Here is a 22,178-nt window from a genome sequence, read left to right as displayed (position 1 = left end):
CGGACCCGGCTCAGGATCGGTCCTCGTCGTCGGGCACCGTGGTGCGCCGGCGTACCGGGTCGCGGGTCCACCAGGCGAGTACGCCGACCAGGAGCGCGACACCGAATGTTGCACCCGCCATGATTCCGGCCCATCCGGCCAGGCCCCGGGTGTTCGGGTCGGAGTAGCGCACCTCGGCCCGCAGGGAGCTCACCTCTCCGGCGGGCAGCTTCCACGTCACGATGGAGTCGGATTCACGCGTGCCGTTGGTGGTCGCGACCCGGGCGGGGAAGGCGAGCGTGAACTGCACGTCGGTGCCCAGCGACGGGGCCGATTCGAGGTCGACCCGGCCGTTGAGCGAGACCAGGTCCCCGTTGCGCTGGAGGTTGAGCTGGAACATCCCCGCACCCTGCTCGGACATCGTCATCAGCTGTTGCACATCGCCGAACGTCAGACCGCTGAAGTAGACCTGGCTGCCCACATAGCCGTCCTGCTCGTATTGCTGGACCTGGACCTTGCCCTCCAGCGACGGGGGTGCCACGAGCTGTGGGCCGGCGTCTTCCTCGTCGGCGGGAATGGTCGCGGCGACGATCTGCCCCGACACACGGTCGTCGGACGAGATACCCATCGACGCCTGGACCCGCAGACAACCGGTGAGGAACGGAAGGGCGAGAAGGACGAGGCCCGCGACCGCGAGGGCGCGGCGGACAGACATGGTGGACTGCTGCACGGGGAATATGGTGCCAGGCGCGGTCACGGTCGGCGGGCCATCCGGGTCGTTGCGGCGAGTCGCACCTCGGAGTCGTCCGGTGGCGTGGACACGAGGGACCGCAGTAGCGGAACGCCGAGAATCCCCATGACGACGAGACCGTAGATCGCGGAAAAGCGGAGTTCGGACGCCTGGAGGAACACGCTGTGGGCAAGGGCGGAGCCGAGCCACGTCCACAGGAACAACGCGATCGGGACGGTGTCGTGCCGGGGTGAGAGGCGTCTCGAGCGGGAGTCGAACACCAGAAGGACTGTGGCCATCGCCGCGGCGACCACCACCCAGCCCGCGTAGTTGGTGAGGGGAATGTGCGCGATGCCCGGCAGACCACCGCCGTTGCACCACACCCACTGGCCGTCCGCGACCATCTGGGGATCGAGGTACAGGTCCCAGCCCACCATCCCGACGGTGACCGCGGCGACGCGGCCCGGGGCCGTACGGGTGATGCGCGTGGCGACACACCACACGGGGTAGAGGCCGGCGGTCCAGGCGAGGGGAACCACGAGCGGTACGTCCGCCACGGCCGGACCGATCCGGTCGACCGCGTAGGCATAGCAGCCGTACGGGTAGCCGGTGGCGGTCCCGATCACCTCGGAGGCGAAACCCCCGCCCGCGGAGACCACGAACAGCACCGCGGCCCACCCGAGGCCGCGGCGCGCGGCGGCATGGGTGAGGGACGCTGCGGCGAGCAGGAGTACCACCGCGACCGTGACCCGGTCCCGCGCGGTTCCCTCGGTGAGCGGATAGGCGATCTGGGCGGCCACAGCGCCCGCGGCCAGTGCGACCGGCACGGCCGTCTGCCACGCCGGGACCCTCCGCCCGGTGCCGGCATCGGTCACCGGGAGATCCGGTTCCAGGTCCGCCGCAGTACACCGCCCCGTGCATCCGCGAGCACCGTGCGCGCGGCACTGCGGCCACTGGCGCCGGAGACCCCGCCGCCCGGGTGGGTCGACGCGCCCGTGAGATACATACCGGGAGCGTCGGGCACCCGGTAGCCGGACAGTTCGGGCAGCGGACGCCACAGGAACATCTGGTCGAGCGACATCTCGATGTGCATCACGTTGCCGCCCAGCAGTCCCAGTTCGCTCTCGATCGAGGCGGGAGTCTGCACGTACCGGTGCCGGACACTGTCGGTGAAACCGGGTGCGCGCAATTCCATCTCCGCGAGGATCCGGTCCGTCTCGCTCTCGGCGACCTCGTCCCAGCTGCGTCCACCGCTGAGCCGGTACGGATGCCACTGCGACCACAGGGTCACCTGGTGCTCGCCCACGGGGGCGATCGTGGGGTCGATCGCGGAGAAGCTCATCCCGAGCACGGAGGGGCGCGGCGGCAGTTCGCCCGCCATCGCAGCACCGTGTGCGAGGCGAAGGTGCGCGCGATCGTCGACGAGCAGTTGCAGACCGGTGGTGGTGTCGGCGGGTTCGTCGGCGCCGAGGTAGCGGGGAAGAGCATCGGTGCCGAGTCGGAGCACCATTCCGATGCCCGGTCCCACCCGTACCGCGCGGCGCCAGCGTGTCAGTGTGTCGGGGTCGTAGCCGCCCTGCCCGAGCAGTTCGAGGGTGGTGAGGATGTGGCAGCCGGCGATCACGGTGCGAGCGGTGAAGGTGCTCCCCGACGCGGTGCGCACCGTCCACGTCGACCCGGTCCGGCGGATCTCGGTGACGGCATCGCCACAGGTGACCGATCCGCCGTCCGATTCGAGGCGGGACAGGAGCGCCTGGGTCAAGGCGCCGCTCCCGCCGATCGCGCGGCCCGGTGGAAGCGTGTGCATCAGCGCGGCGAAGCCGACCATGGCGGCGGTGCCGGGTTCGGACATCGGCGGCCCGGACTGTGCGCCGAACCAGGCGAGCGCGGCCTTGAGCGGTTCGTCGTCGAAGTACTCGTCGAGGAGGGTGTCGCCCGTGGTCAGGAAGCGGCGCGACAGTGCGCTGCCGCCGTCCTTCGCGTCGAGACCCCAGAACGACGACAGCAGATGTCGGCCGGTCGGGGGGTTCGCAAACGACTTCATGACGGCGGCGCTGCGCGGTCTCCAGTCGGTCACGAAGCGGCGGTAGGCGTCGGCCTCCCGTTTGCCGGCTGCCTTCTCGATCGACACGCACGTCCGGTCGAGGTCGCGGTGGAACACGATCCCGGGACGGTCGGTGTTCGGAGGCGGCGGCGCGAAGGCCCAGGGATCACAGTCCAGATACCTCAGCCCGTGTGCGGCGAGGTCGAGTTCCTCCACGATGCCGGAGTGCCGCACCATGATGTGCGCCGACGACCCGCGGTCCACCGCGTAGCCGGGAAATCGTTCGACGGTGGACACGGCCCCGCCCGGCACGGTGTCACGTTCGAGCACGTGGACCGACCAGCCCTCCCGGGCCAGATAACACGCCGATACCAGCGCGTTGTGTCCCGAGCCGACGACGAGGGTATCCAGAACTGGCGTCATGAGGGTCCTGTCGAAGCGGGAGGGGCGAGATGTGGTTCGAGCGGAAGCGTGCGGCCGAGGACGGCGAAGGGCCGCGCGTCGCCGGTGAAGACGAATCTACGTACGACGTCCACGAAACCGAAGCTCCGGTACAGCCGCCACGCACGATTGTCCTCGCCCGGGACCTCCGGGGTGGAGAGCAGCACGGTGCGTTCGGTGCGGTCGCGGAGAAGCCGGTACAGCAGGGACCGGCCGAGGCCGAGGCCCTGGATATCGGGTCGCACGTGCAGTTCGGTGAGTTCGAAATAGTCACCGAGGACCGACTCTATGTAGTCCTGCGTCCGGCCCGTGTGCCGCATCCCCGTGCGGACCTGCTGGTTCCACCACTGGTGCGGGTCGCCGCGGTATCCGTAGGCGATGCCGACGAAGGTTCCGGGGTCCTCGGGAAGCGCGACCGCGACGGCCTGCCATCCGGCGCGCCCGGCATGTTCGGACCACATCGGTGCGCGATGCTGCTCCGTCCCGCGCGGGTATCTCATCGCGGCTACGTAGACCGCCAGCAATTGGGGCAGGTGTGCCCGGAACGCCGCGGGGGACAGGTCGACGAAGATCGGTGCGCCGCGAGAGGGCTCGGGACGACGGTCGTTGCCCGTCTCGGCGGGCGGTTCGTTCGATGGGTTCACAGAGGATCGATGCTCGTCTGGGATCGGGGGCCGCCTTCTCTTGACGGGTTGTCGGTGGGTCCGGTTATCATTCAATACGTCGAACGCATGTTCGATACCGGTGATCCGGTGATGTTCGAGGGAAGCGAACATCCCCGGATCACTCCGGGCTACTACCGGAACACCGGTAATACCACCATCGAGACCACGGTGGTGGGTGGCACTACCGGACACCGGTGGTGAGGTCGAGGAGGTGCACGGCATGTCCACCATAGATTTCGGCATACGAGGACCACGCCACGTTCCGGGCGAGTCGTCCCGCGGCGCCGCGCGATGCGCCGGGCATTCGACATCCGCCCGCGCGGCCACGCTGCTCCGCAAGGCGGACGCACTTCTGTCCGCGGCTGCCGGTGCGGACGCCCCTCCCGAGCGCTTCCGGCTCGCCTATCTCGCTGCGCTGCGAGGTGCGGGCGCGGTGGTGGCGGCGGCGGAGCTGCGCGCCCCGGCTCGTCCGCTGCGGCGGCCCGGCACACGCAACGCGTGGGTCCTGATGGCGCGCGCCGACGAGTCGTTCGCGGTTTGGGCGGACTACTTCGCCGATCGCTCCGCCACGCGCACCGCGGTCGAAGCCGGGGTGGCGCGAGCGGTGGATGCCGACGGCGCCGGCGAGTTCTACGACGAGGTGGGCCGCTTCCTCCACGACGTCGAGGACTATCTCGCCAGTGAAGAAGGTGCCGAAATCGCCTCTACGCGGTGACTTTTGTCCCCATCCGGCTCCCATTTTCGTGAGCCGTCCGGGAACTCGGCCACAGAGTTGGTGGTCCCGGGAGAGATGTACTCGTATTATCAACACCAGGCGGCCGTCAAAGTCGGCCCCCCGTCGGATTCACCCAGAATTCGGTGGCCACCGTTTAGTGCCGGGGGAGGTACCGTGCCACTCTCCGAGCACGAGCAGCGCATGCTCGATCAGATCGAGAGCGCGCTCTATGCTGAGGACCCCAAGTTCGCCTCGACCGTCCGCGGGAAGCGGCTGGGGATGGCGTCGAACCGACATCGGCTACAGGCCGGTGTGCTGTTCGTCTTGGGATTGACACTGTTGATCGCTGGAGTCGCGTTGCCGGTCAAGCCCGGTGGGTTCCCGGTCATCAGTTTGCTCGGGTTTCTGGTGATGTTCGCGGCTGGTGTTCTGCTCCTGGTAGGCGGTCGTCGACGATCGAATGCGGGAGACGCACCCACCCGGCCTGCTTCCGGGAGGACCGGCGATACCGGACCTCGGGGCGGAAAGAAGTCCGGCGGAGGGTTCACCCACCGGATGGAGGAGCGCTTCCGAAGGCGCTTCGAACAAGACTGACGCATCACCGCTTCACACGTATTACGGCGCGACCCGACGGGTCGCGCCGTAGTCGTGTCCGGGGAGGTCAGCGGCCTGCGGGCGGCCTGGTGCGGCCGTATCTCCACGACGCCCCACCTTCCGGCTCGGTGTCCTCGACGGTCGTCCGACGTTGTCGCGCCATCAGGGCTTTTGTCCGGCTGCGTGTGATGGAGATCGCACTGGAACGTCGGCGTGTTCGGGGCCGCCGGCCGGGTGACGAAATCGCCCCCACTTTCCGCCACTACGGGTGAGCTGGAACTTTTGCCGCAACACACGCGAAACGGGTGCGGTAATCGGGCTGCGGTGGGGGAAAGTGGGGTACTGTGGGTCGCGGCGGGAAGCAGGCTGAACCCGTCATAGACGAAAGATCCGTCCGACCAAGGCGGGAGGTGCCGAGTGTTCCTCGGTACCTACACGCCGAAGCTGGACGACAAGGGCCGGCTCACGCTGCCGGCCAAATACCGAGACGAGCTGGCGGGAGGGCTGATGATCACCAAGGGGCAGGATCACAGCCTCACCGTGTTCCCTCGGGAAGAGTTCGCTGCCTTGGCGGAGCGCGCTGCGGGTGCTTCTCGCAGCAACCCCCAGGCTCGCGCGTTCCTTCGGAGCCTCGCTTCGGGAACGGACGAGCAGCGTCCGGACGGTCAGGGCCGCATCACGTTGTCCTCGGCGCACCGCAAGTACGCGGGGCTCACCAAGGACTGTGTGGTGATCGGCTCGGTCAAGTATCTGGAGATCTGGGACGCCGAGGCGTGGGACAGCTACTTGGCCGAACACGAAGAGGACTTCTCCGAAGCGAGAGACGAGGCACTGCGCGACATCCTGTGACCGCGACATCTCGTGACGGAGCCACGGCTGCGCGGCGAATGCCGCGAGGTCTCTGCCCGACGCCGGCCCTGACGCACTTCCCCAGCGCCAGGTCCGGACAGGGAAGCCCTGACGCACTTCCCCAGCGTCAGGTCTCCCTCGCTCGGACAGAGACCTCGAGGCATTCGCCGTCGCCGTATCCGGAACCGGTGCGACACCGAGCATCTCGAACGAGTAACCGACAGACCGTATGCGGCCCGAGCAGGATTCCGGAGGAGACATGGTGGACGGCGAGGACGAGTCGACCGCGGACGAGCACGGAGAATTCGGGCATGTCCCCGTCCTTCTCGGCCGGGCCGTCGAGATCCTCGGCCCCGCGATCGAAGCGGTGGGCCCCGGTGGCGAAGGTGCGGTCTACGTCGACGCCACGCTCGGTCTCGGTGGGCACGCCGAGCACTTTCTGAGAACCTATCCGGGTCTTCGCCTCGTCGGACTCGACCGCGACCCGGATGCGCTGTCGATCGCGCAGAACCGGCTTGCTGAGTTCGCCGATCGCACCGACTTCGTGCACACGCGATACGACGGCTTCGCCGACGCGCTCGAGCAGTGCGGCCTCGACAGCGTCGGGTCCGTGCACGCCGTTCTGTTCGACCTCGGAGTCTCGTCGATGCAACTCGACGAGGCGGAACGCGGTTTCGCGTACTCCAAGGACGCTCCCCTCGACATGCGGATGGATCCCACCACGGGCATCACGGCCGCGGACGTGCTCAATACCTACAGTCACGGCGACCTCGCGAGGATCCTCCACACGTACGGGGAGGAACGCTTCGCGGGCAAGATCGCCTCCGACATCGTCCGTACCCGGGAGAAGACCCCGTTCCGCACCAGCGGCGAACTCGTCGAACTGCTCTACCGGGCGATCCCTGCTGCGGCGCGACGTACCGGCGGCCACCCCGCCAAGCGGACGTTCCAGGCGCTACGCGTCGAGGTCAACAGCGAACTCGACTCGCTGCGTGACGCGATTCCCGAGGCTCTCGACGCGTTGGCGGTGGGCGGCAGGATCGTCTTCATGTCGTACCAGTCCCTCGAAGACCGAGTGGTGAAGCAGGAACTCGCTCCTCGCGCGAAATCGCGCAGCCCCGAGGGACTCCCGGTGGAACTGCCGGGGATGGGCCCCGAGCTTCGCATGTTGACCCGTGGCGCCGAACGCGCCTCGGACGACGAGATCGAGATCAACCCACGTTCGGCTCCCGTCCGCCTGCGTGCTGCAGAACGAATCGCCAGGAGGTAACCGATGACCGTACAGGTGGCGTCGTCGCCCCACCGCGGGCCGGCTCGATCCACGGCGGCGCAACGCGCATATCAGCGCCGGAACCAGCGCGCCGCGCAACTCGGTGTGCCTGTGGCGCAGACGCGCGGACGTACCACCGGAGGCGGTCGTGTCCGGACCCGAATCCCGTTCGTGGCTACCATTCTGGCCCTGCTCGGGGTGGGTATGGCCGCGACGCTCCTGCTCACGAGCGGTGCCGCGGAGGACACCTACCACCTGAGTACCGCGCGCGCCCACAACGAGACTTTGATTCAGCAACGAGCAGTGCTGCAGCGCGACGTCGAGGCAGGAAACTCCGCACCGGTACTCGCCGTGGAAGCCGCGAAGCTCGGCATGATCCCCAGTTCGCAGGTGGCGCGGATCGTCGTCGCCGAGGACGGATCCGTCCGCGTCGTGGGAGAAGCCGTCCCTGCGCAGGGCGCTCCTCCGGCTCCGCTCAACCGCGGGCGGGCGAGCACCGAGACACGTGGGCAAGCGCCCCTGTCGGGTAGTGCCGGCGTCGAAAACCCGCGCCCGCTGTCCGAGGTCGGTGAAGAACCGACCCCGCGCCCGAGCGGAACGGACGCGCTGGCCGAGAACGCTGCGCCCCGCCCGGCGAACCCGCAGACCGCCACGCCGGAGCTCCCGAATGCCGGGGCCCCCGGGGTGGAAGCGGAACAATTGGTTCCCGTGAGCGAGATGCCCCGACCCGAGGACGCCGCGCCGCAGGCCGCCGAGGCTCTGGGCGCCGGGCAACCGGCGGAGCCCGAGGACGGGCGCCGGTGACGCGAGGCTCCACCTCTCGCCGTGTACCGCCGGGTCGTGCGACACCGGCAGCACGCGGCGGCGCCCGACGCGCTCGACAGGCTCCGGCCCGTGGCGGCTCCACCGGCTTCGAGTTCCGGAACCGGATCGGGCGCGGGGTCATGTTCTTGGCGTTGGCCGCCGTCGCCGTGCAGTTGCTGGTGGTCCAGGTGTTCCAAGCGCCGACGCTGTCGGCCGAGGCTGCGAGCCAGCGGACCACCCGTCTCGTCGAACCTGCGACCCGGGGGACGATCGGCGACCGCAACGGGAACCCGATCGCCTACACGATGGAAGCGAAAGCGCTGACTTTTCAACCGGTCCGCGTCCGAAAAGAACTGGAAGAAGCACGCGAGAAGGACCCGTCGGCGCCTGCGACCGACGAATACCTCGAGGGCGTCGCCAAGGCCGTGCACAAGGCACTCGGTACGGCGGCACCCGAGAAGGACGTGCTGGAGAAACTCGAAAGCGACGAGAGTTTCGTCTATCTCGCGCGCGGGGTCGACCCGGGTGTCGCAGCCGAGATCGTCGAGGAATACGACATGGTCGGTCTCGAACGGCAGGACATCCGGCTGTATCCGGGCGGTTCCCTCGCCGCGAACATCGTGGGCGCGACGGGCTGGGACGGACACGGTCTCATCGGCCTCGAAGCCTCGATGGATTCGATGCTGGCCGGTACGGACGGTTCGTCGACGTACGACCGGGGTTCCGACGGTGCGGTGATCCCGGGCAGTTGGCGTGACCGGCAACCCGCCGTGAACGGATCGTCCGTCGAACTCACCATCGACAACGACATCCAGTACTACGTCCAGCAGCAGGTGCAACGTGCCCGCGACCTGTCGGGTGCGAAGAACGCGTCGGCCGTCGTCCTGGACGCGCACACCGGCCAGGTGCTCGCGATGTCCAACGACAACACGTTCGACCCGTCGATCGGCGTGGCCAACAACCCGCCCGACGCGGAGCAGGGCAACCTCGCGGTGAGTTCCCCGTTCGAGCCCGGGTCGGTGAACAAGATCATCACTGCTGCCGCGGCCATCGAGGACGGCCTCACCACCCCCGCCGAGGTACTCCAGGTGCCCGGCACCATCACCATGTCCGGTGCCACGGTCAAGGACGCGTGGGACCACGGGGTGGTCCCGTACACCACGACCGGCGTGTTCGGAAAGTCCTCGAACGTGGGCACACTGATGCTCGCGGAGCGGGTCGGTGAGGACCGCTACGCCGAAATGCTGAACCTGTTCGGACTCGGGCAGCGCACCGAGGTGGGCCTGCCGGGCGAATCCGCCGGCCTGGTACCCAGCCGCGAGCAGTGGTCCGGTGGCACCTTCGCGAACCTGCCCATCGGGCAGGGCCTGTCGATGACGTTGTTGCAGATGACGAGCATCTACCAGGCGATTGCGAACGACGGCGAACGCGTACCTCCGCGGATCGTCCGGGCGACGATCGGACCGGACGGGTCCCGGGAGGAGACACCCCGGCCGGACCCGGTGCGTGTCGTGAGCCCGCAGACCGCCGCGACCGTGCGCGACATGTTCCGGTCGGTGGTGCAGGACGACACCGGTAACCAGCGCGGGACGGGCACCGGAGCCGCGATCGAGGGTTACCAGATTTCGGGTAAGACGGGCACCGCCCAGCAGATCGACCAGAACTGCAAGTGCTACTCGAATTCGGACTACTGGATCACCTTCGCCGGTATCGCCCCGGCGGACGATCCTCGGTACGTCGTCGGGATCATGCTCGACGCACCGACGCGCAGTGCCGACGGGTCCGGCGGTCAATCGGCCGCGCCGCTGTTCCGCGACATCGCGTCGTGGTTGCTGCAGCGCACCGGAGTGCCGCTGTCCACCGATCCGGGGAGCAAGTTGATCCTGCAGATCGACTGATCGTCCGACCGCCTGCTGCCCTTGCCCCGGCACGTCGGTAACGTGATACGCCGGAACGAACGCAACCGTTGAGCCCGGCAGCGAGACGCTGCGGCGATAGTGAGAGGAACCTGGTGCCTGTGTCATCGAGTCCGGATCCGACGCCTCCGGAGGAGGGCCGTCGGCCCGAACATCCACCGGTGACGCGGATCGAGGATCTCGCCGCCGCGATCGGCGCCGAGCTGACCGCGGTGGGGAACGAAGCGCCGGCCGGGGACACCTCGGTGACCGGCATCGATCTCCGGGCACAGGGCATCCGACCCGGCGATATCTTCGCGGCCCTGCCCGGTGCACGCGCGCACGGCGCGTCCTTCGCAGCCGAGGCCCTCGACCGGGGTGCCGTCGCCGTCCTCACCGATGCGGAGGGATGCGACCTCGTCGCTGCGGTCGCGTCCGGCCCCGTCGCGGTCCTGGTGCATCCTGATCCTCGTTCGGTACTGGGCGCTGCCTCGGCGACGGTGTACGGACATCCGTCCCGCCGGATGCGCGTCGTCGGCATCACCGGCACCTCCGGCAAGACGACCACCGCCTATCTCGTCGAAGCGGGGCTGTCCGCGGCCGGGCATGTCGCCGGTCTGGTGGGCACCGTCGAGACCCGCATCGACGGCATCCGGATACCCAGCGCCCTGACGACGCCGGAAGCTCCACAACTCCACGCTCTGTTCGCCGTCATGCTCGAACGCGGTGTCGACACCGTGGTGATGGAGGTGTCGAGCCATGCGCTGGCGCTCGGACGCGTCGACGCCACGGACTTCGACGTCGGTGCGTTCACCAATCTGTCGCAGGATCACCTCGACTTCCACAAGGACTTCGAGGATTACTTCGGCGCGAAAGCGCGACTGTTCGCGCACGACTCCCCGGTGCGAGCCGCACGCGCGGTGGTATGCGTGGACGATTCCTGGGGCGAGCGGATGGCCGAGGTCGCCGCGACCGGCCGCGCCGGCGAGGACGCGGTGTGGACGCTCGGCACCGCACCGGGGACCCCGGCCGATTGGACGGTTTCCGACCCGACCACCGACCCCGACGGAGCGCAGGACTTCACGCTGACCGGACCCGCCGGCGACGGGCACCGCATGTCGGTCGCTCTGCCCGGGCGGTACAACGTTACCAACGCCGCCCTGGCGGCGGCGATCTGCGCTGCCGTGGGCGCCGACCTCGACGCCGCGATCCGCGGCATCGCCACCGTCTCGGTTCCCGGACGGGTCGAACGTGTCGAGCGAGGACAGGACTTTCTCGCGATCGTGGACTACGCCCACAAACCCGCGGCTCTCTCGGCGGTGGTGGACACTCTGCGCGGCAGCGCCACCGGCCGGATCGCGGTCGTCGTCGGGGCCGGAGGAGACCGCGACCGCGGTAAGCGACCGCTCATGGGCGAGGTCGCCGCTCGCGGAGCCGATCTGCTCATCGTCACCGACGACAACCCCCGCAGCGAGAACGCCGCCGCGATCCGCGCGGCGGTGCTCGACGGGGCATGGGCCGTCCCCGGCACCGAACGCGGTGACATCCTCGAGATCGGCGACCGTGCGGCCGCCATCGATGCCGCCGTGCAGTGGGCCCGCCCGGGGGATGTCGTCCTCGTCGCCGGTAAAGGCCACGAGACCGGTCAGGAAATAGACGGCACGAAGCATCCTTTCGACGACCGAGAGGTGCTGGCCGCGTCCATCGACCGCCGCAGCACCTCCGGGTACGACGGTCACATCCCGCCCGCTGTGGGCGGTCCGCATCACGGAGGCACTGCATGATCCCGATGACACTCGAACGCATCGCGGAGGTGGTCGGGGGAACGCTCTACGACACCGATGATCCGTCCGCCGAGGTGACCGGCACGGTGGAGTTCGATTCCCGGAAGATCGGCCCCGGGGGCCTGTTCCTCGCGCTGCCCGGCGCCCGGTCGGACGGCCACGACCACGCGGCCGCAGCGATCGAGGCTGGGGCGGTCGCGGTGCTTGCGGCGCGACCGGTCGGTGTTCCCGCGATCGTGGTGCCGGCGCTCGCCCCCACCGACACCAACGCGCTCGCCCTCGAGCACGACGCCGACGGTTCGGGCGCTGCGGTCCTCGCGGCGCTGGCCGCTCTGGCACGGTCGGTCGTCGACGCCCTCACCGCACGCGGGCTGACGGTCGTCGGCGTCACCGGATCTGCCGGCAAGACGTCGACCAAGGATCTGCTCGCGGCGGTGCTCTCACCCCTCGGCCCGGTGATCGCGCCGCCCGGATCGTTCAACAATGAACTGGGTCATCCGTGGACGGCGTTGCGCGCCACCGAGGACACCCGGTTCCTCGTGCTGGAGATGTCCGCGCGTGGTCGCGGGCACATCGCGACACTCGCCGCCATCGCACCGCCGAAGATCGGCGTGGTGCTCAACGTCGGCACCGCGCACCTCGGCGAGTTCGGGTCGCAGGAAGTCATCGCCCAAACTAAGGGCGAACTGGTCGAGGCACTGCCCGACGCCTCGGAGGGTGGCGTCGCGGTGCTCAACGCAGACGATCTCCTCGTGGCGCAGATGGCAGCGCGGACAACGGCACGCGTGGTGTGGGTCGGCAGCGGAGACACTGCTCATATCCGCGCCGAGGACGTGCGCCTCGACGACGAGGCGCGGGCGTCGTTCACCGCCGTCTTCCGCGAGGACGCGGGGGAGCGCCGCGTACCGGTGACCCTCGCGGTGCACGGTGAGCACCAGGTCTCCAACGCCCTGTCGGCCCTCGCCGTCGCGGTCGAGTGCGGTGCGACCCCCGAGCAGGCCGCCGGCGCTCTCGCCGCCGCATCGCCCGTATCGGCGCACCGTATGGCGGTGCGCACGCGCGCCGACGGCGTCACGATCATCGACGACGCCTACAACGCCAACCCGGATTCGATGCGGGCGGGTATCAAAGCACTGGTGACGATGGCGCGAGCCGGAAACACCCGTCGCCGCACCTTCGCGGTGCTCGGCGAGATGGCAGAACTCGGCGACGACTCCGTCGTCCAGCACGACGCGATCGGCCGCCTCGCGGTCCGGCTCGACGTCAGCCGCGTCATCGCGGTCGGACCCACGAGACAGGTCCGTGGCCTCTACCAGGGCGCTGTGATGGAAGGATCCTGGGGCGAGGAAGCCTGCCATGTGCCCGACGCGGACGCGGCGATCGCTCTTCTCCGTGAAGAACTGGAGCCGGGCGACATCGTTCTCGTCAAGGCGTCACAATCGGTCGGACTGTGGGCGGTGGCCGATGCCCTGCTCGGCGACCCCGCCGACAACACCGCTGCTACGGGGACGGAGGACGCCCGGTGAGACAGATTCTCTTTGCCGCAGGTATCGCACTTGCGGTGTCGATCCTGCTCACCCCGGTCCTCATCAAAGCCTTCTCCCGGCAGGGCTTCGGCCAGGAGATCCGGGTGGAGGGCCCGCAGAGCCATCAGGCCAAGCGCGGCACGCCCACGATGGGCGGCGTCGCGATTCTCGCCGGCCTGTGGGCCGGATACTGGGGGTCGCACCTGATCGGCCTGGGCTACGACGCTCAGGGACCCACGGCGTCGGGCCTGCTCGTCCTCGGCCTGACCACCGCATTGGGCGGCGTCGGTTTCCTCGACGACTTCATCAAGATCCGCAAGCAGCGCAACCTGGGTCTGAACAAGACGGCCAAGCTCGTCGGCCAGCTGGTCGCAGCCGTGGCCTTCGGCATCCTCGCGCTGCAGTTCCGCAACAGTGACGGACTGACGCCCGCCAGCACCGACCTGTCGTACGTGCGCGACATCGCCACGGTGTCGATGGGTTCGATCGTGTTCATCCTCTTCGTCTATCTGCTGGTCAGCGCGTGGTCGAACGCGGTGAACCTCACGGACGGGCTCGACGGGCTCGCCGCGGGATCGATGGCGCTCGTGCTCGGTGCGTACGTGATCATCACGTTCTGGCAGTACCGCAACGCGTGCGTGGTCGAACCGACCGCCGGGTGTTACGACGTCCGCGACCCGCTCGACCTCGCGCTGCTGTGCGCGGCCGCAGCGGCCGCGTGCATCGGCTTCCTGTGGTGGAACGCCGCTCCCGCGAAGATCTTCATGGGCGACACCGGTTCGCTCGCCCTCGGCGGGATGCTCGCCGGTCTGTCGGTCACCACCCGTACCGAACTGCTCATGGTCGTCATCGGCGCGCTGTTCGTCGCCGAAGCCGCATCGGTGGTCATCCAGGTGGCGGTGTTCCGCTCCAGCCGACGGCGCGTGTTCCGCATGGCGCCGTTCCACCACCACTTCGAACTCGGCGGATGGGCGGAAACCACGGTCATCATCCGGTTCTGGTTGCTCGCCGCCATCGCCTCGGCGATCGGCCTCGCCCTGTTCTACAGCGAGTACCTCGCGGCGATCGGGGACTGACGCCATGACCTACGATCTCGAGCGACTGCGCGGAGCCCGCGTCCTCGTCGCGGGTGCCGGGGTGTCGGGCCGGGCGACGATCGCGCCGCTGTCCCATCTCGGCGCCCACGTCACCGTCACGGACCGCAACGCCGATGCGCTGGCACGGTGCGCCGAACTGGGAGCCGACACGGTCGAGCTGGACCGCCTGCTCGAAGACAACTCGTCGCTGCGTGATTTCGCCGTGGTCGTCACGAGCCCCGGTTTTCCGCCGAGCGCACCGCTGTTGTCGCGGGCGGCCGGTGCCGCCCTTCCCATCTGGGGCGATATCGAGTTGTCGTGGCGCATCGACCGGGCGGAGATCTACGGTCCTGCCCGCAGGTGGCTGGTGGTGACGGGCACCAACGGCAAGACCACCACGACGACGATGCTGCACGCGATCCTCGAGGCTGCCGGGATCCCCAGCGCGGCCTGCGGCAACATCGGTCTGCCGGTGCTCGACGTGCTTCGCCGCAGTGAGCCCCGCGCGGATGTGCTGGCTGTCGAACTGTCGTCGTTCCAGCTGCATTGGGCTCCGTCGGTGCGGCCCGACGCCGGCGTGATCCTCAACATCGCCGAAGACCATCTCGACTGGCACGGCGGCATCGAGAACTACATCGAGGCGAAGCTTCGCGCGCTGACCGGGACCGTCGGGGTGCTCGGACTCGACGACCCCATCGCAGGGTCGCTGCGCGACCGATCGCGCGCCGTCTTCACCGTCGGATTCACGCTCGGCTATCCCGATGCCGGCGAACTCGGGATCAGCGGCGACGTTCTCGTCGACCGCGCATTCGCGGACTCCGCGGTGCTCGCGTCCGTCGACGACGTCACACCGCCGGGGCCCGCGGGCCTGTCCGATGCGCTGGCGGCAGCGGCGCTCGCCCGTGCCATCGACGTCCCGGAATCGGCCGTGCACGACGGACTGCTGCGGCACCGGGTCGGGCCGCATCGCGCCGCACCCGTCGGGGTCGTCGACCAGGTCCACTACATCGACGACTCGAAGGCCACCAACCCGCACGCCGCGCGCAGTTCACTTCTCGCCCACGATCGCGTGGTGTGGATCGCTGGAGGCCTCCTCAAAGGCGCCCGCGTCGACGATCTCGTGGTCGAAGTGGCACCGCGGCTCTCCGCGGTGGTGCTGCTCGGACGTGACGCCGGGGAGATTGCCGACGCACTCACGCGACACGCACCCGAGGTCCCCGTGGTGCTGGTGGACACGCGCGACGATGGTGCGATGACCAGTGAGCTCGCCGGAGAGGCGCGTGGGCAGGCCGGACCGAGACGAGTCGCCGTGCCCGGCGCCGACGCCCCCACGGCGATGCGTGTCGCCGTGCAGGAGGCCGCCGCGCTCGCCCGGCCCGGTGAGGCGGTGTTGCTGGCACCGGCCGCCGCGTCGCTCGACATGTTCGCCGACTACGCGCAACGCGGTCGCAGTTTCGTCGCCGCTGTGGAAGAACTCCGCCGGGGCGGGACCGAGCGGTGATCTCGAAGCCAGGCCGAGCGTCCCGACGTCCGGCCGTGGAGGCCCGTGGCGGGCGGCTCGGCGCGTGGATGGCCCGGCCACTCGCATCGTTCCACCTCGTGGTGACGATCGCCGTGCTGCTCACCGTGCTCGGCCTGGTGATGGTGCTGTCGTCGTCCAGCGTCGGGGCCGTGGTGTCGGTGGGGTCCGCCTACGGGCTGTTCACCTCCCAGCTGGTCTTCGCCGCGATCGGCATGGTCATCTTCTATATCGCGTTGCAGATACCGGTCCGGTTGCTGCGCAAGTACTCGTTCGTCGCATTCGCAGCGTCGGTCGCCGCGCTCGTCCTGGTGCTCATCCCCGGCATCGGCACCCTCTCGCAGGGCACACGAGGCTGGTTCGTCGTCTTCGGAGTGTCCCTGCAGCCGTCCGAGGTCGCCAAGATCACGCTCGCATTGTGGGGCGCCCACCTGCTGGCATCGCGACGCGCAGAGAACTCCACGCTCAAGGAGATGCTCGTCCCGCTCCTCCCCGCCGCGCTGGTCGTGACGGGGCTGATCGTGTTGCAGCCCGACCTCGGTACCACGGTGTCGCTGGTCATCATCGTGCTGGCGCTGCTGTGGTTCGCCGGGTTGCCGCTCAAGGTGTACCTCGGGATGCTCGGGACCGCGGTCGCGCTCGCGGCGATCCTCGCGGTCACCGCCGGTTACCGCTCACAGCGCGTGCGCGCCTTCTTCAATCCGGGCGACGACCCCCAGGGCATCGGATATCAGGCACGCCAGGCCAAGTTCTCGCTGGCGGACGGGGGGCTGTGGGGCCGCGGCCTCGGCCAGAGCCGCGCGAAGTGGAGCTACCTTCCGAACGCGCACAACGACTTCATCTTCGCGATCATCGGCGAAGAACTCGGTTTTCTCGGCGGCGCCGCGGTCATCGGCCTGTTCGGCCTGTTCGCCTTCGTCGGTCTCCGCATCGCGATGCGGTCGGTCGACCCGTTCCTGCGTCTGTTCACCGCCACGGCGACCACCTGGATCATCGGCCAGGCCTTCATCAACATCGGCTACGTCGTCGGTGTGCTCCCCGTGACGGGTCTCCAGTTGCCGCTGGTGTCCGCCGGTGGCACCTCGACCGCGACGACACTTCTCATGTTCGGGCTGATCGCCAATGCTGCCCGCCACGAACCGGAGGCCATCGCCGCACTCCAGGCGGGCCAGGACGGCCGGTTCGCGCGGCTGATCCGGTTGCGGCAACCGGAACCGTACCTGCCGCCCCGGGGCGGAACGCGTACCGTCACAGCACGGGCAGCCCAGCGCCGTGGAGACCCGCGGGCCGCCGGCCGCGACGACCGTGGCCGTTCTGCCGGTGCCGGTACCCGGACGCGCCGCGCGCCCGCCCGGGTGGACGGCGCACCCACGCGCAGAGCCGAACCCGCACGGGAATCGGCCCGTGCCGCCCGTCAGAAGACCGCCCGCACCACACGCGGTGCGAATGGACGAACCGGAGAGCGAGGGAATCGTAGGTGAGTGGGGAGAAGTCTGCCCTGTCCGTGGTGGTGGCCGGAGGTGGGACCGCCGGCCACATCGAACCGGCACTCGCCGTGGCCGATGCCGTCCGGGAACTCGTGCCCGATGCGAGGATCACCGCGCTCGGCACCGCGCGCGGATTGGAGACGACGCTCGTGCCGCGGCGCGGGTATCCCCTCGAGCTGATCCCGCCGGTGCCCCTGCCCCGCAAGCCGACCCTCGACCTGGCGAAGCTGCCCGCCCGTGTGGTGGCCTCGGTGCGCCGCACCCGCGAAATCCTCGACGAGGTCGATGCCGACATCGTCGTCGGGTTCGGTGGATACGTCGCGTTGCCCGCCTATCTCGCCGCCGGCGCCGGACCGCTCCGGAGGCGGCGGCGCATCCCCGTGATCGTGCACGAGGCCAACGCGAGCGCCGGTATTGCGAATCGGATCGGCGCGCTGCGCGCCGAACGGGTACTCGCGGCAGTGCCGGGATCGGGGATCCTCCGCCGCGGTGACGCGCAGATCGTCGGTATTCCGGTGCGCTCGTCCATCACCCGTCTCGACCGTCGTGCGCTGCGGGCTGAGGCGCGCCGCCACTTCGGGCTGCCCGACGACGTGCCGGTACTGCTCGTCTTCGGCGGATCCCAGGGCGCACGCTCGATCAACGAGGCAGTCGTCGGGGCATCCGGCGCGCTGGCCGAGGCGGGGATCGCCGTGCTGCATGCGCACGGTCCGAAGAACACCGTGAGCGTTCCTTCCCATCCCGGCCATGCGACCGCGCCGTACGTCGCGGTGCCGTACCTCGAGCGCATGGACCTCGCCTACTCGGCGGCCGACGCCGTCGTGTGCCGTTCGGGTGCGATGACCGTCGCGGAGGTGTCGGCCGTGGGACTGCCCGCGGTATACGTGCCGCTTCCACACGGAAACGGGGAACAGGCACTCAACGCCCGTCCCGTCGCCGCCGCCGGGGGTGCGATGATTGTCGCGGACGGCGATCTGACGCCCGAGTACATCGCCGGCACTGTGGTCCCGCTCCTGCGCGACCGGCAGCGAATCGACGAGATGGGCCGGCGTGCGGGCGCGGCCGGACACCGCAGTGCCGCCGACGAAGTGGCACGAATCGTGCTGGACGTGGCCGGTACGGAACCGAACAGGAGCGAACGATGAGTGCGCAGTTGCCCGCAGAACTCCAGCGGGTGCACATGGTCGGGATCGGCGGCGCCGGAATGTCCGGTATCGCACGCATCCTCCTGGCTCGCGGCGGACAGGTATCCGGGTCGGATGCGAAGGAGAGCCGCGGCGTGCTCGCACTGCGAGCGCGCGGCGCCCAGGTTCGCATCGGGCACGACGCCGGTGCCCTCGACCTGCTCGAGGGCGGTCCGACCGCGGTGGTGACCACGTTCGCCGCGATCCCACAGAACAATCCCGAACTGGTCGCGGCACGGCAGCGCGGTATCCCGATCCTGCTGCGGCCTACGGTCCTCGCATCGTTGATGCGCGGGCACCGGACCTTCCTCGTCTCCGGTACGCACGGCAAGACCTCGACCACGTCGATGCTGGTGGTCGCGCTGCAGCACTGCGGGTTCGACCCGTCCTTCGCGGTCGGCGGTGAACTCAACGAATCCGGCACCAACGCCCATCACGGCAGTGGGGACGTCTTCGTCGCCGAGGCCGACGAGAGCGACGGCTCGCTCCTGCAGTACGACCCCGACACCATCATCGTCACGAACATCGAGCCCGACCATCTGGACTACTTCGGCACTCCCGAGGCCTACACCCGCGTGTTCGACGACTTCGTCGCGCGCCTGCCCGAAGGTGGGCTGCTCGTGGTGTGTCTCGACGACCCGGGTTCGGCCGCGCTCGCCGAGCGTGTCGTCGCGTCGGGCCGCCGCGACCTGCGGATCCTCGGGTACGGCACGTCCGATGTCATCGGCACGGATCCCGAATACCGTGGCGTGCCTGTGGGCGTGCGACTGCTGGACTGGGAAGCCAAGGACATCGGCGGTGTCGCCGAGTTCCATCTCACCGGTGAAGAGGGTCCGCGCACGGTGCGCCTGTCGGTGCCCGGCCGGCACATGGCGCTCAACGCTCTCGCGGCGTTGCTCGGGGCACTCGACGCCGGTGCCCAGGTCGACGAAGCGATCGAGGGTCTCGCGGGATTCGGTGGGGTACACCGCCGTTTCCAGTACACCGGCCGCGAACACGGCGTGCGGGTGTTCGACGACTACGCGCACCATCCCACCGAGGTCCGGGCCGTTCTGGCCGCAGCCGCCGAACTGGTCGCGGGGGAACCGCTGCGGTACACCGAATCCGGGACGGAACGTCCCCGGGTGATCGTGGTGTTCCAGCCCCATCTGTATTCGCGGACAGAGACGTTCGCCACCGAGTTCGGTGCCGCGCTCGATCTCGCGGACGAGGTGGTCGTCCTCGACGTGTACGGAGCCCGTGAGGAACCGATTCCGGGGGTGAGCGGCGCACTGGTCGCGCGGGCGGTGACCAAACCGGTGCACTATCAACCGGATCTGTCCGCGGTGCCCCGTCAGGTGGCGAACCTCAGCCGACCCGGTGACATCGTGATCACCATGGGCGCGGGCGATGTCACGATGCTCGGCCGGCAGATTCTCGACGCCCTGCACAGCCGGCCCAGCCGGTTCCGGTCCACCGCTTCCGGACCGGAGTCGGCAGGCTCGTGACGCCCTCCTCCACCCGAACGCGGGATCGACGCGACCGCAACACCGCCCGGCGCCCGTCGGGTCGTTCCGTGCGGGTGCGAACGGTGTTCCTCGGCGCCGGTGTCGTGGTGGCATTGCTCGCCGCGATCGCCGTCGCCTGGTTCTCGCCGCTGTTGTCGGTGCGCACCATCGACGTCGAAGGAATCGGCGTCGTGACACGGGAAGAGGTGCTCGACGCGCTCGCGGTCGCAGAAGGCACACCGCTGCTCCAGGTCGATACCGCCGCGGCAGCGCAGCGCGTCGCGACTCTCCCGCGTGCGGCGTCCGTCCGGGTGCAGCGTGAGTACCCGTCGTCGGTGCGGGTGACAGTCACCGAGCGTCAAGCGGTCCTGTATTTCGAGGCGTCCGACGGCACCCACTCGGTCGACGCCGAGGGCGTCGATTTCGCGGTCGAACCACCGCCGCTCCTGACTCCCCGTCTCGTCACCGCGACACCGGGCACCGGCGATCCCGCGACGGTGGCCGCGGTGCGCGTGCTCGACGTGCTGCCACCGGAACTCGGTGTGCAGGTCGACGCCGTGGAAGCCCGCTCGGAGACGGATATCTCGCTCGTTCTGGCGGACGGCCGGGTGGTGGTGTGGGGGAGTGTGGAAAGATCGGAACGCAAGGCAGCGGTGATTCTTCCGTTGCTCACCCAGCCAGGTCAGCAGTTCGATGTCGCCAGCCCGGACCTCCCGACGGTCCGCTGAGGAGATCGCCGCGAAATTCGTGCGCTCTCTCCGGCGAGTCCACTAGCAAATCCCCGTTGTGGTGCCATAGCGTTTCGAACCAGTCGCGCACTTGACATCACCTTCAAGCTATGGTTGAGGGTTTTCACGGTGGCGGCGACATCGATTGATCGAAGCGTGACCCGAAAACCCAGGAAGGCGAGAGCCCATGACGCCCCCGCACAACTACCTCGCCGTAATCAAGGTCGTCGGTATCGGCGGTGGCGGCGTGAACGCGGTCAACCGCATGATCGAGCAGGGACTCAAAGGAGTCGAGTTCATTGCCGTCAACACCGACGCGCAGGCTCTGCTGATGTCCGACGCCGACGTCAAACTCGACGTCGGCCGTGAACTGACCCGCGGACTCGGCGCCGGCGCCGACCCCGAGGTGGGCCGCAAGGCCGCCGAGGACCACAAGGACGAGATCGAAGAGGTGCTCAAGGGCGCCGACATGGTCTTCGTGACTGCCGGCGAGGGCGGCGGAACCGGCACCGGTGGCGCACCCGTCGTCGCGAGCATCGCCCGCAAACTCGGCGCCCTCACCGTCGGCGTCGTCACGCGTCCGTTCTCGTTCGAAGGCAAGCGGCGCGGGAGCCAGGCAGACAACGGCATCCAGTCGCTGCGCGAATCCTGCGACACGCTCATCGTGATCCCCAACGACCGGCTGCTCCAGCTCGGGGACGCCGCGGTGAGCCTCATGGACGCCTTCCGTTCCGCCGACGAGGTGCTCCTCAACGGCGTTCAGGGCATCACCGACCTCATCACCACCCCGGGTCTGATCAACGTCGACTTCGCCGACGTGAAGGGCGTGATGTCCGGCGCGGGATCCGCACTCATGGGTATCGGCTCGTCGCGGGGTGAGGGTCGCGCGATCAAGGCCGCCGAGGCCGCGATCAATTCGCCGCTGCTCGAAGCGTCGATGGAAGGCGCACGGGGCGTGCTGCTCTCCATCGCCGGCGGTTCGGATCTCGGCCTTTTCGAGATCAACGAAGCGGCATCGCTCGTGCAGGAAGCCGCGCACATCGACGCCAACATCATCTTCGGCACGGTCATCGACGACTCGCTCGGAGACGAGGTGCGGGTCACCGTAATCGCCGCCGGCTTCGATGCCGGCACTCCCGCCCGCCGACCGGTGGAATCCGCTCAGCCGGCACAGACCACCACCCGCTCCGCGGGCATCGGGGCCGGTCGGGCCGGTGAACTCGGCCGTTCCGAGCGTGAGAACGCGGACGCGGTCTCGTCCCGGGAACCCGCTTCCACGCCGGTGGGCGGCGGTCTTCCGCCGACGACCGGTGGCGCTCAGCCGCGTCCCGTCGACGACGAGGACGACGGCGACGACGTGGACGTGCCGATCTTCATGCGCCGTTGACCGATTCGCACACC

The 22,178-nt window shown here is 69.1% G+C and carries 20 protein-coding genes; 16 read left to right on the top strand and 4 right to left on the bottom strand.

Translation table 11 applies throughout. The features are described 5' to 3' along the window. Positions 1-10: 10 nt before the first annotated feature. From ACFWBU_RS03320 to ACFWBU_RS03305, 4 genes are read right to left on the bottom strand one after another with little or no spacing between them, the layout of a single operon-like run. Positions 11-694 carry an LppM family (lipo)protein gene (locus ACFWBU_RS03320; RefSeq protein ID WP_378527481.1) on the bottom strand — a complete coding sequence of 228 codons (684 nt, stop codon included), beginning with the start codon at positions 692-694 and terminating at the stop codon, positions 11-13. A gap of 38 nt (positions 695-732) precedes the next feature. Continuing rightward, the gene (locus ACFWBU_RS03315) at positions 733-1,584 is read right to left on the bottom strand and encodes a carotenoid biosynthesis protein (protein ID WP_169620174.1); all 852 of its coding nucleotides are present in this window, start codon (positions 1,582-1,584) and stop codon (positions 733-735) included. Further along, a complete protein-coding gene (locus ACFWBU_RS03310; protein WP_169653064.1) occupies positions 1,581-3,176 on the bottom strand; it encodes an NAD(P)/FAD-dependent oxidoreductase in 1,596 nt (531 codons plus the stop codon). The genes ACFWBU_RS03315 and ACFWBU_RS03310 overlap by 4 nt, the downstream gene beginning before the upstream one ends. Beyond that, on the bottom strand, positions 3,173-3,838 hold the full coding sequence (locus ACFWBU_RS03305; RefSeq protein ID WP_378527453.1) for a GNAT family N-acetyltransferase: 666 nt from the start codon (positions 3,836-3,838) through the stop codon (positions 3,173-3,175). Before ACFWBU_RS03305 ends, ACFWBU_RS03310 begins: the two co-directional genes overlap by 4 nt. 87 nt (positions 3,839-3,925) lie before the next feature. Between ACFWBU_RS03305 and ACFWBU_RS03300 the strand changes: the two genes are divergently transcribed. The 16 genes from ACFWBU_RS03300 to ftsZ all read left to right on the top strand — a co-directional run bounded on the left by ACFWBU_RS03300 (position 3,926) and on the right by ftsZ (position 22,164). After that, on the top strand, positions 3,926-4,060 hold the full coding sequence (locus ACFWBU_RS03300) for a hypothetical protein (protein ID WP_296549058.1): 135 nt from the start codon (positions 3,926-3,928) through the stop codon (positions 4,058-4,060). Then, a complete protein-coding gene (locus ACFWBU_RS03295) occupies positions 4,035-4,574 on the top strand; it encodes an SAV_6107 family HEPN domain-containing protein (RefSeq protein WP_346765070.1) in 540 nt (179 codons plus the stop codon). The genes ACFWBU_RS03300 and ACFWBU_RS03295 overlap by 26 nt, the downstream gene beginning before the upstream one ends. A 174-nt stretch (positions 4,575-4,748) precedes the next feature. Continuing rightward, the gene (locus ACFWBU_RS03290) at positions 4,749-5,168 is read left to right on the top strand and encodes a DUF3040 domain-containing protein (protein WP_378527452.1); all 420 of its coding nucleotides are present in this window, start codon (positions 4,749-4,751) and stop codon (positions 5,166-5,168) included. A gap of 417 nt (positions 5,169-5,585) precedes the next feature. After that, positions 5,586-6,017 (top strand): division/cell wall cluster transcriptional repressor MraZ, encoded by a 432-nt coding sequence (gene mraZ, locus ACFWBU_RS03285; RefSeq protein ID WP_169653065.1) that lies wholly within the window; start codon positions 5,586-5,588, stop codon positions 6,015-6,017. A gap of 259 nt (positions 6,018-6,276) precedes the next feature. Then, a complete protein-coding gene (gene rsmH / locus ACFWBU_RS03280; protein ID WP_169620169.1) occupies positions 6,277-7,287 on the top strand; it encodes a 16S rRNA (cytosine(1402)-N(4))-methyltransferase RsmH in 1,011 nt (336 codons plus the stop codon). Positions 7,288-7,290: 3 nt separating this feature from the next. Next, on the top strand, positions 7,291-8,091 hold the full coding sequence (locus tag ACFWBU_RS03275) for a hypothetical protein (protein WP_240952031.1): 801 nt from the start codon (positions 7,291-7,293) through the stop codon (positions 8,089-8,091). A gap of 125 nt (positions 8,092-8,216) precedes the next feature. After that, positions 8,217-9,989: a penicillin-binding protein 2 gene (locus ACFWBU_RS03270; protein WP_296549103.1), complete on the top strand. Its 1,773-nt coding sequence runs from the start codon at positions 8,217-8,219 to the stop codon at positions 9,987-9,989. A gap of 119 nt (positions 9,990-10,108) precedes the next feature. Next, entirely contained in the window at positions 10,109-11,770 is a 1,662-nt protein-coding gene (locus ACFWBU_RS03265; protein ID WP_378527450.1) for a UDP-N-acetylmuramoyl-L-alanyl-D-glutamate--2,6-diaminopimelate ligase, read from the top strand. After that, positions 11,767-13,296, top strand: a complete 1,530-nt coding sequence (gene murF / locus ACFWBU_RS03260; RefSeq protein ID WP_169653068.1) for a UDP-N-acetylmuramoyl-tripeptide--D-alanyl-D-alanine ligase — start codon at positions 11,767-11,769, stop codon at positions 13,294-13,296. Before ACFWBU_RS03265 ends, murF begins: the two co-directional genes overlap by 4 nt. Then, positions 13,293-14,372, top strand: coding sequence for a phospho-N-acetylmuramoyl-pentapeptide-transferase (gene mraY, locus ACFWBU_RS03255; protein WP_169620165.1), 1,080 nt, complete (start codon positions 13,293-13,295; stop codon positions 14,370-14,372). Before murF ends, mraY begins: the two co-directional genes overlap by 4 nt. A gap of 4 nt (positions 14,373-14,376) precedes the next feature. Beyond that, the gene (gene murD / locus ACFWBU_RS03250; RefSeq protein WP_378527448.1) at positions 14,377-15,873 is read left to right on the top strand and encodes a UDP-N-acetylmuramoyl-L-alanine--D-glutamate ligase; all 1,497 of its coding nucleotides are present in this window, start codon (positions 14,377-14,379) and stop codon (positions 15,871-15,873) included. Positions 15,874-15,941: 68 nt separating this feature from the next. After that, on the top strand, positions 15,942-17,372 hold the full coding sequence (gene ftsW, locus ACFWBU_RS03245; RefSeq protein ID WP_169620379.1) for a putative lipid II flippase FtsW: 1,431 nt from the start codon (positions 15,942-15,944) through the stop codon (positions 17,370-17,372). Further along, the gene (gene murG / locus ACFWBU_RS03240; RefSeq protein WP_169620163.1) at positions 17,369-18,523 is read left to right on the top strand and encodes an undecaprenyldiphospho-muramoylpentapeptide beta-N-acetylglucosaminyltransferase; all 1,155 of its coding nucleotides are present in this window, start codon (positions 17,369-17,371) and stop codon (positions 18,521-18,523) included. Before ftsW ends, murG begins: the two co-directional genes overlap by 4 nt. Beyond that, complete coding sequence (murC, locus tag ACFWBU_RS03235) at positions 18,520-20,049, top strand: UDP-N-acetylmuramate--L-alanine ligase (RefSeq protein WP_169620162.1); 1,530 nt, start codon at positions 18,520-18,522, stop codon at positions 20,047-20,049. Before murG ends, murC begins: the two co-directional genes overlap by 4 nt. Positions 20,050-20,117: 68 nt before the next feature. Further along, entirely contained in the window at positions 20,118-20,777 is a 660-nt protein-coding gene (locus tag ACFWBU_RS03230) for an FtsQ-type POTRA domain-containing protein (RefSeq protein WP_169620161.1), read from the top strand. 187 nt (positions 20,778-20,964) lie between these two features. Then, a complete protein-coding gene (ftsZ, locus tag ACFWBU_RS03225) occupies positions 20,965-22,164 on the top strand; it encodes a cell division protein FtsZ (RefSeq protein ID WP_169620160.1) in 1,200 nt (399 codons plus the stop codon). Positions 22,165-22,178 lie beyond the last annotated feature (14 nt).

The organism is Rhodococcus sp. NPDC060084 (genome assembly GCF_042730335.1).
Classification (GTDB): domain Bacteria; phylum Actinomycetota; class Actinomycetes; order Mycobacteriales; family Mycobacteriaceae; genus Rhodococcus.
The sequence above is the reverse complement of the archived record's forward strand: the minus strand, read 5'-3'. Positions and strand labels throughout refer to the sequence as shown.

Bases quoted from the DNA above. Each gene is read 5' to 3' on its own strand.
- rsmH (WP_169620169.1), top strand. From the start codon at position 6,277: ATGGTGGACGGCGAGGACGAGTCGACCGCGGACGAGCACGGAGAATTC.
- ACFWBU_RS03310 (WP_169653064.1), bottom strand. From the start codon at position 3,176: ATGACGCCAGTTCTGGATACCCTCGTCGTCGGCTCGGGACACAACGCG.
- ftsW (WP_169620379.1), top strand. From the start codon at position 15,942: ATGGCCCGGCCACTCGCATCGTTCCACCTCGTGGTGACGATCGCCGTG.
- murD (WP_378527448.1), top strand. From the start codon at position 14,377: ATGACCTACGATCTCGAGCGACTGCGCGGAGCCCGCGTCCTCGTCGCG.
- murC (WP_169620162.1), top strand. From the start codon at position 18,520: ATGAGTGCGCAGTTGCCCGCAGAACTCCAGCGGGTGCACATGGTCGGG.
- ACFWBU_RS03300 (WP_296549058.1), top strand. From the start codon at position 3,926: ATGTTCGATACCGGTGATCCGGTGATGTTCGAGGGAAGCGAACATCCC.
- ACFWBU_RS03275 (WP_240952031.1), top strand. From the start codon at position 7,291: ATGACCGTACAGGTGGCGTCGTCGCCCCACCGCGGGCCGGCTCGATCC.
- ACFWBU_RS03320 (WP_378527481.1), bottom strand. From the start codon at position 694: ATGTCTGTCCGCCGCGCCCTCGCGGTCGCGGGCCTCGTCCTTCTCGCC.
- ftsZ (WP_169620160.1), top strand. From the start codon at position 20,965: ATGACGCCCCCGCACAACTACCTCGCCGTAATCAAGGTCGTCGGTATC.
- murF (WP_169653068.1), top strand. From the start codon at position 11,767: ATGATCCCGATGACACTCGAACGCATCGCGGAGGTGGTCGGGGGAACG.